At 36.3% G+C, this 5806-nt stretch carries 8 protein-coding genes; 6 read left to right on the forward strand and 2 right to left on the reverse strand.

Going from position 1 to position 5806, the window contains the following annotated elements; genetic code table 11:
- The first annotated feature begins 572 nt into the window (after positions 1 to 572).
- Complete coding sequence (locus tag FTU05_RS17100) at positions 573 to 1352, forward strand: APH(3')-VI family aminoglycoside O-phosphotransferase (RefSeq protein WP_002011642.1); 780 nt, start codon at positions 573 to 575, stop codon at positions 1350 to 1352.
- Positions 1353 to 1843: 491 nt separating this feature from the next.
- Here FTU05_RS17100 and FTU05_RS17105 read toward each other — a convergent pair whose 3' ends face one another.
- Positions 1844 to 2341, reverse strand: a complete 498-nt coding sequence (locus tag FTU05_RS17105; protein WP_031380830.1) for a hypothetical protein — start codon at positions 2339 to 2341, stop codon at positions 1844 to 1846.
- Positions 2342 to 2501: 160 nt separating this feature from the next.
- Positions 2502 to 2918: a conjugal transfer protein TraD gene (locus FTU05_RS17110; protein ID WP_025464995.1), complete on the reverse strand. Its 417-nt coding sequence runs from the start codon at positions 2916 to 2918 to the stop codon at positions 2502 to 2504.
- Positions 2919 to 3198: 280 nt separating this feature from the next.
- Here FTU05_RS17110 and FTU05_RS17115 point away from each other — a divergent pair, with 280 nt between their 5' ends.
- The 5 genes from FTU05_RS17115 to FTU05_RS17135 are packed head-to-tail and all read left to right on the forward strand — an operon-like array spanning position 3199 to position 5316.
- Entirely contained in the window at positions 3199 to 3354 is a 156-nt protein-coding gene (locus tag FTU05_RS17115) for a heme exporter protein CcmD (RefSeq protein WP_161772599.1), read from the forward strand.
- Entirely contained in the window at positions 3354 to 4277 is a 924-nt protein-coding gene (locus FTU05_RS17120; RefSeq protein WP_002011644.1) for a MobA/MobL family protein, read from the forward strand. The genes FTU05_RS17115 and FTU05_RS17120 overlap by 1 nt, the downstream gene beginning before the upstream one ends.
- A complete protein-coding gene (locus FTU05_RS17125) occupies positions 4274 to 4774 on the forward strand; it encodes a hypothetical protein (protein WP_025464991.1) in 501 nt (166 codons plus the stop codon). Before FTU05_RS17120 ends, FTU05_RS17125 begins: the two co-directional genes overlap by 4 nt.
- A gap of 40 nt (positions 4775 to 4814) precedes the next feature.
- Positions 4815 to 5111 carry a BrnT family toxin gene (locus tag FTU05_RS17130; RefSeq protein WP_002011632.1) on the forward strand — a complete coding sequence of 99 codons (297 nt, stop codon included), beginning with the start codon at positions 4815 to 4817 and terminating at the stop codon, positions 5109 to 5111.
- Positions 5101 to 5316 carry a hypothetical protein gene (locus tag FTU05_RS17135; protein ID WP_004847384.1) on the forward strand — a complete coding sequence of 72 codons (216 nt, stop codon included), beginning with the start codon at positions 5101 to 5103 and terminating at the stop codon, positions 5314 to 5316. The genes FTU05_RS17130 and FTU05_RS17135 overlap by 11 nt, the downstream gene beginning before the upstream one ends.
- Positions 5317 to 5806 lie beyond the last annotated feature (490 nt).

Consider the following 5806-nt stretch of genomic DNA (forward strand, 5'->3'; position numbering starts at 1 on the left):
TAAGTGTCACTGGTGCAACGTAGCGATAGTCGAAAGGCTAAACCGCTACAGGGGAATCTCACAAAAGCGGAGCGTTAAGAGTAGTTGTATAGGTTGGTTAAGTTGTATGTTGGGGAAACCCTCGCAGAGATACCGCCATACTTCGACAGGGAGCGTGTGGGGAGAGGTGCAAGACCTTTAGTCCTTGTCTGCATAGTTTGCAAAGCTATGTGCGGATACGACCGATATACGTGGCTCCGAAGCCAAAAGAATATGCGGTAAATCGGCAATACTTAAAGGATGCGTCATTTTTTTAAATGACCGCCTTTAGGGAGAGTATTGCCGAAACTCTCTCAACCGTTTCCAAAGCCAAAGCACGAAGTGCGACGCTTTGGGTACGAGTTGAGAAGTTGAGAGCATTTTTTTTTAGGAAGTATAGTAGTGCGGATAATCAAATACTCCTTTTTCTGCTTAGGCTATTGAACCAGTTTTGAATTCGCCCCATATTTTTGCTACAGTGAACCAAATTAAGATCATCTATTTACTAGGCCTTGCATTTGCGGGGTTTTAATGCTGAATAAAAGGAAAACTTGATGGAATTGCCCAATATTATTCAACAATTTATTGGAAACAGTGTTTTAGAGCCAAATAAAATTGGTCAGTCGCCATCGGATGTTTATTCTTTTAATCGAAATAATGAAACTTTTTTTCTTAAGCGATCTAGCACTTTATATACAGAGACCACATACAGTGTCTCTCGCGAAGCGAAAATGTTGAGTTGGCTCTCTGAGAAATTAAAGGTGCCTGAACTCATCATGACTTTTCAGGATGAGCAGTTTGAATTCATGATCACTAAAGCGATCAATGCAAAACCAATTTCAGCGCTTTTTTTAACAGACCAAGAATTGCTTGCTATCTATAAGGAGGCACTCAATCTGTTAAATTCAGTTGCTATTATTGATTGTCCATTTATTTCAAACATTGATCATCGGTTAAAAGAGTCAAAATTTTTTATTGATAACCAACTCCTTGACGATATAGATCAAGATGATTTTGACGCTGAATTATGGGGAGACCATAAAACTTACCTAAGTCTATGGAATGAGTTAACTGAGACTCGTGTTGAAGAAAGATTGGTTTTTTCTCATGGCGATATCACGGATAGTAATATTTTTATAGATAAATTCAATGAAATTTATTTTTTAGATCTTGGCCGTGCTGGGTTAGCAGATGAATTTGTAGATATATCCTTTGTTGAACGTTGCCTAAGAGAGGATGCATCGGAGGAAACTGCTAAAATATTTTTAAAGCATTTAAAAAATGATAGACCTGACAAAAGGAATTATTTTTTAAAACTTGATGAATTGAATTGATTCCAAGCATTATCTAAAAATACTTAATTGTCTTTTTACGTCGCTAAATTTTAAATAAATAAGTGAAGAGCGTTAGTGGAGCTATTGATTTAAAGTTTTATATCACCAATAAATCTAAATTTTGGTTTTTAAAATGAGCTTATTTAAAATAGCTAAAACTGTTTATTAGCTTAACTTGTGATTTAAGTTTTTTTGAATATAAAAGTGTTAATTTATTAGCTTTGCAAGTTTATTTAAATTTCATCGTGCAACATTTTTAACCAATTTTATTATCGATGGTATTTTTTTGTCTGCTTTTCTTTTCTTAGTCTTTTATCTATCTGTCAGCCATATAGTATTTTATTAAATTCTTATGGGAAATGACGAATGTTAAATTATCTTAAGAGCTTTAATAATATCAATACTTGGCAGAGTAAAACTTGAAGTGCGACATAAACCACCTAATTAATTTAAAGGGTTTATGGAGTATATAAAATTGTCATACCATCATCTTAACTTTGAAGATCGTACTGCATTAATGCTTGAGTCAAGAAAAGAAGGCTTTCAGCTTCTAATTTTCCAAGATTTGCTTTTATATATTTTATTTTACAAGCTAACTGATGATTTCTCTTAATAAATTTTTGGTTAGCTTCTAAGTTAATAAGTTCTTTAATTTTTTTATTAAATTCTATATTCCTTATTGAACTATTTTTCTTCTGCTCTTTTTTTATGATTTTATGCTTTTCCTTATTTTTTGAAGGAAGAGGGTATTTTAGTTTTGAATCAGCAACTGAAATTAAATTATTTACATTATGAGTATAGTTGTTTGATATAGCTCCTTTTCCGTAGCAATTAGATAAAAAGACAGCATTATTAGAATTAAAAAAACCACTACCTAATATATTGAAGTTAGTACAAAAGTTCATCTCTATACAATTGTTAAACCCTGAAAAAGAGCAATTGTTTATAGTCATATTTGTACAATAATCTGCACGAATTGCAGTCGCCATAAAATTCATCCTACCTTAGTTGCCTTATTATTAAGATAATACACCTTATGCAAAGTAATCTTTAATTATCTTTATAAATCAAAAATATAATTTTTAGACCCTCTGTATATAGATGAGTTTTTTACGTGCTTAGATAAAGTTGAATAAAAATTCTGAACAATCACTTTTTGTCTTTTTTACGATGATTTAAAGTTTCTTGTCCTAGCTCTTTCCAAATTTGCCATTTCATATCATTAGGATCAATTTCAGCAGTTTTTAGAAGAATGCCAAGTAATTCGGCTGGGTCACGCTGATCTAGGTTAGCTATTTCAAATAGTGCGCCTAATTGAATGAGATGACGTGTACGAGCTTTACGTTCTGCTTCCTTTTCGGCATTCAATAATTTTCTAACTGCAACTTTTTGCTTATTTGCTCGATCTATGGCTTTTTCAGCTTTGATCAAGGCATTGATTTTTTTCTCTTGGTCGGGTGTTCTGTACTGAATTTTGGCTAATTCAAGTAAAAGTTTTTGAGCATCACTAGGATTCTTTAAAGCAGAAATATATGTGATTTTTTCAGACAGCCAATCATTATTCATATTCAATTCCATTAATTCATATACCGCAAAAGCACAGGCTCAATACTCAAAGAACGATAACAAAATATTTACGTTCGAGTAACGTAATTTTGTTAAAGTCGTTCTGGAGATTATCGCCTGTACTTCCATCAAAAATTTGATGGCGCGCTTAGACGTTTCTCAATTTCATTGAGAAACCTAAGCACGTTAGGGACTTCATCCCTAAAACCCTGAAACTTCTTTTTTTCGTTCAATTGAAAATTGAATGAAAAAAAGAAGTACCAAAGCTAGGAGCAACAGCATGCAACTAAAACAGGTATTGGGAAAAATCAAAGATATTAGTTTTGGCGTGATCGCAGCACCGCTAATTATCATCATTATGATGTGGGCTTCGATACTCGATCAAAGAACATTTAAGAAAGAACTAGACCGAAAAAAGGCACAGGAAAAAACCTAATGGCGATAGCTCGTTTAAGTGTGAAAGTTGGTAAGGCAGGTAAGGCAGCACCGCATGCCGAATATATTGATCGGGACGAAGAAAAAAAGCTGAAACAGGAACAATCCGACCTTGAACATAGTGACTATGGAAATATGCCGAAATGGGCTGAACATAATCCGATTACTTTTTGGCAAGCAGCCGACCTTTACGAGCGTAAAAATGGCAGTACCTATCGAGAATATGAAATTGCCCTGCCTAGAGAGATGAATGCTGAGCAACGCCTAGAACTGGTTGAAGACTTTATTCAGTCTGAAATTGGCTCAAAATATCCGTATCAGTTTGCAATTCATAACCCTAAAGCAATGGACGGCAACGATCAGCCCCACATCCACCTCATGTTTAATGAACGTCTGCAAGATGGAATCGAACGAGATCCAGAGCAATATTTCAAACGCTATAACAGCAAGAATCCTGAACGTGGCGGAGCTAAAAAAGACAATACAGGCAAGAGTTACCAGGAACGAAAAACTGATATTAAAGACCTACGCCAAAGGTGGGCGGATTTATGCAATAGCCATTTGGAAAAACACCAAATTGACAGCCGTATTGATATGCGAAGCTACAAAGAGCAAGGCATAGAGAAAGACCCTGAAAAGAAACTCTTACCAAGCCAAGCCAAAGACCCTGAAATCAGGGAAGCCTTGCAACAGTCACGTACAGCCTATAAAGAGCTTGAGCGACTAGATTTAGGCGACCCTAAAAACGACCTGAAAGACCTCAAAAACAGCCCTATCTCAGACAAAGAAATTAAACAGGGCATTGAGAGTTTTAAGGCTGATTTTGCCAGCTTTAAACAGCTTGCCTTACAGCAGTACAAAGAACAGCAGAAATTAGAACGAGAGCAACAGAAAACAATGAAGTTTAGAGGGATGAGCCGATGACACCTGATGAAAAAAAGTTATATGCACTGATGGCAGTTGCAGAACAACAGCAGAACCTAGTCAATCAGGCCGTTAAAGAGCTTCAAATCACGAAAGAACACATTCAGAAGGTCATCGCAGAGCAAACCCATAGCACTGTATCAAAATCGCTAAATACGGGCTTACAGGAGGGTACAGCAGAGCTTATCAAGACCGCTAAGGCACTTGGACATTTAAAAAACTCGATTGAATCAACTAGTGATCAATTTTCATGGAAAATCATCACCATTATTTTAGGCATTTTCGCTATTCTGATGCTTGGCATCATTTGGTTATTCAGTGTTTATATCAAACCTTTAGAAAATATCCCTCAGATCGAGAGCTTAAGACAGCAAGGTATCCAGTTTGATATTGGAAGCTGTACTGTTGGAGAGGAATCTAAACCGTGTGTTCGTGTGATGAAAAAGCAGTGCGGATATGGAAAAAATGGAGATTTTTGTGTCATAGACCCAAAATAATAGGCATATTTTTTATTTCACGAGAGGAAAAGAGGTAATCATGCCATTAATTGAATATTACGGCTTGTTATTTGAATGGCATGACCAAAAAATGGATTTAGTCTATCGAGGGCGAGAAATCACGTTCGAGGAGGTCTGTAGTATTTTCCTTGATCCTGCATTGATCTCTTTTGAGGATGTAGGACACTATGATGAACAACGACTAATATCAGTCGGTTTAAGCAATCGTGGTAGACTATTAACAGTGGTTTGGGTTGAACGTGGAGATGTTGCGAGAATAATCACTGCATTTGAACCATCACATCACCAAAAGCGGAGGTACAGCAATGCAAAATGAACTAGAACGCTATAAAAATTTTGACCCTACCAATGCGCCATTGGTTAAACCTAGTTTTGTGAAAAAATTACAGGAACGTCACGCCATCGCTCAAGCACAGGCTTTTGATGCTGATGTAGTTGCATGGTTAAGTTCACAAGATAATGAAACAAAACAACATATTAACGATATGGTTCGCCATATTATGGCATTGAAACGTGCTTGATTAGGGATTTAGTCATGATTAGATATGACCTCTCTTTTTTGTCTTAATATCTGATTGATCAAAGAAAAAGCCCATTGAATCTTGCAACTCAATGGGCTTTCGCTTTATATTCAGCGGTACGCAGTTATTTGATGGTGGAACATCAAGTAACGAAGATCAGCAGAGCTACCAACTCGTGCAGATTTCACACAAAGGCTTGTACCTGAACTCTATTTTCACAATAAACAGTGTTTAGATCAAGACTCAAAATGATAAGTCTTCGTTAATCCGTGTTTTAAATCATCAAATAAGCATCCTAGATCGAGCTTTGCCTGCTCCTGCGTGTCCGTTTTACGGATTGGCATGCGTTGCATGTGGAGGGAATAAGTGTCACTGGTGCAACGTAGCGATAGTCGAAAGGCTAAACCGCTACAGGGGAATCTCACAAAAGCGGAGCGTTAAGAGTAGTTGTATAGGTTGGTTAAGTTGTATGTTGGGGAAACCCTCGCAG

Source organism: Acinetobacter sp. YH12049 (assembly GCF_013419875.1).
Taxonomy (GTDB): Bacteria; Pseudomonadota; Gammaproteobacteria; order Pseudomonadales; family Moraxellaceae; genus Acinetobacter; species Acinetobacter amyesii.

Excerpts from the sequence above, each read along its gene's own strand:
- FTU05_RS17100 (WP_002011642.1), top strand. The coding sequence starts at position 573 with ATGGAATTGCCCAATATTATTCAACAATTTATTGGAAACAGTGTTTTA.
- FTU05_RS17135 (WP_004847384.1), top strand. The coding sequence starts at position 5,101 with ATGCAAAATGAACTAGAACGCTATAAAAATTTTGACCCTACCAATGCG.
- FTU05_RS17110 (WP_025464995.1), bottom strand. The coding sequence starts at position 2,918 with ATGAATAATGATTGGCTGTCTGAAAAAATCACATATATTTCTGCTTTA.
- FTU05_RS17105 (WP_031380830.1), bottom strand. The coding sequence starts at position 2,341 with ATGGCGACTGCAATTCGTGCAGATTATTGTACAAATATGACTATAAAC.
- FTU05_RS17115 (WP_161772599.1), top strand. The coding sequence starts at position 3,199 with ATGCAACTAAAACAGGTATTGGGAAAAATCAAAGATATTAGTTTTGGC.
- FTU05_RS17120 (WP_002011644.1), top strand. The coding sequence starts at position 3,354 with ATGGCGATAGCTCGTTTAAGTGTGAAAGTTGGTAAGGCAGGTAAGGCA.
- FTU05_RS17130 (WP_002011632.1), top strand. The coding sequence starts at position 4,815 with ATGCCATTAATTGAATATTACGGCTTGTTATTTGAATGGCATGACCAA.
- FTU05_RS17125 (WP_025464991.1), top strand. The coding sequence starts at position 4,274 with ATGACACCTGATGAAAAAAAGTTATATGCACTGATGGCAGTTGCAGAA.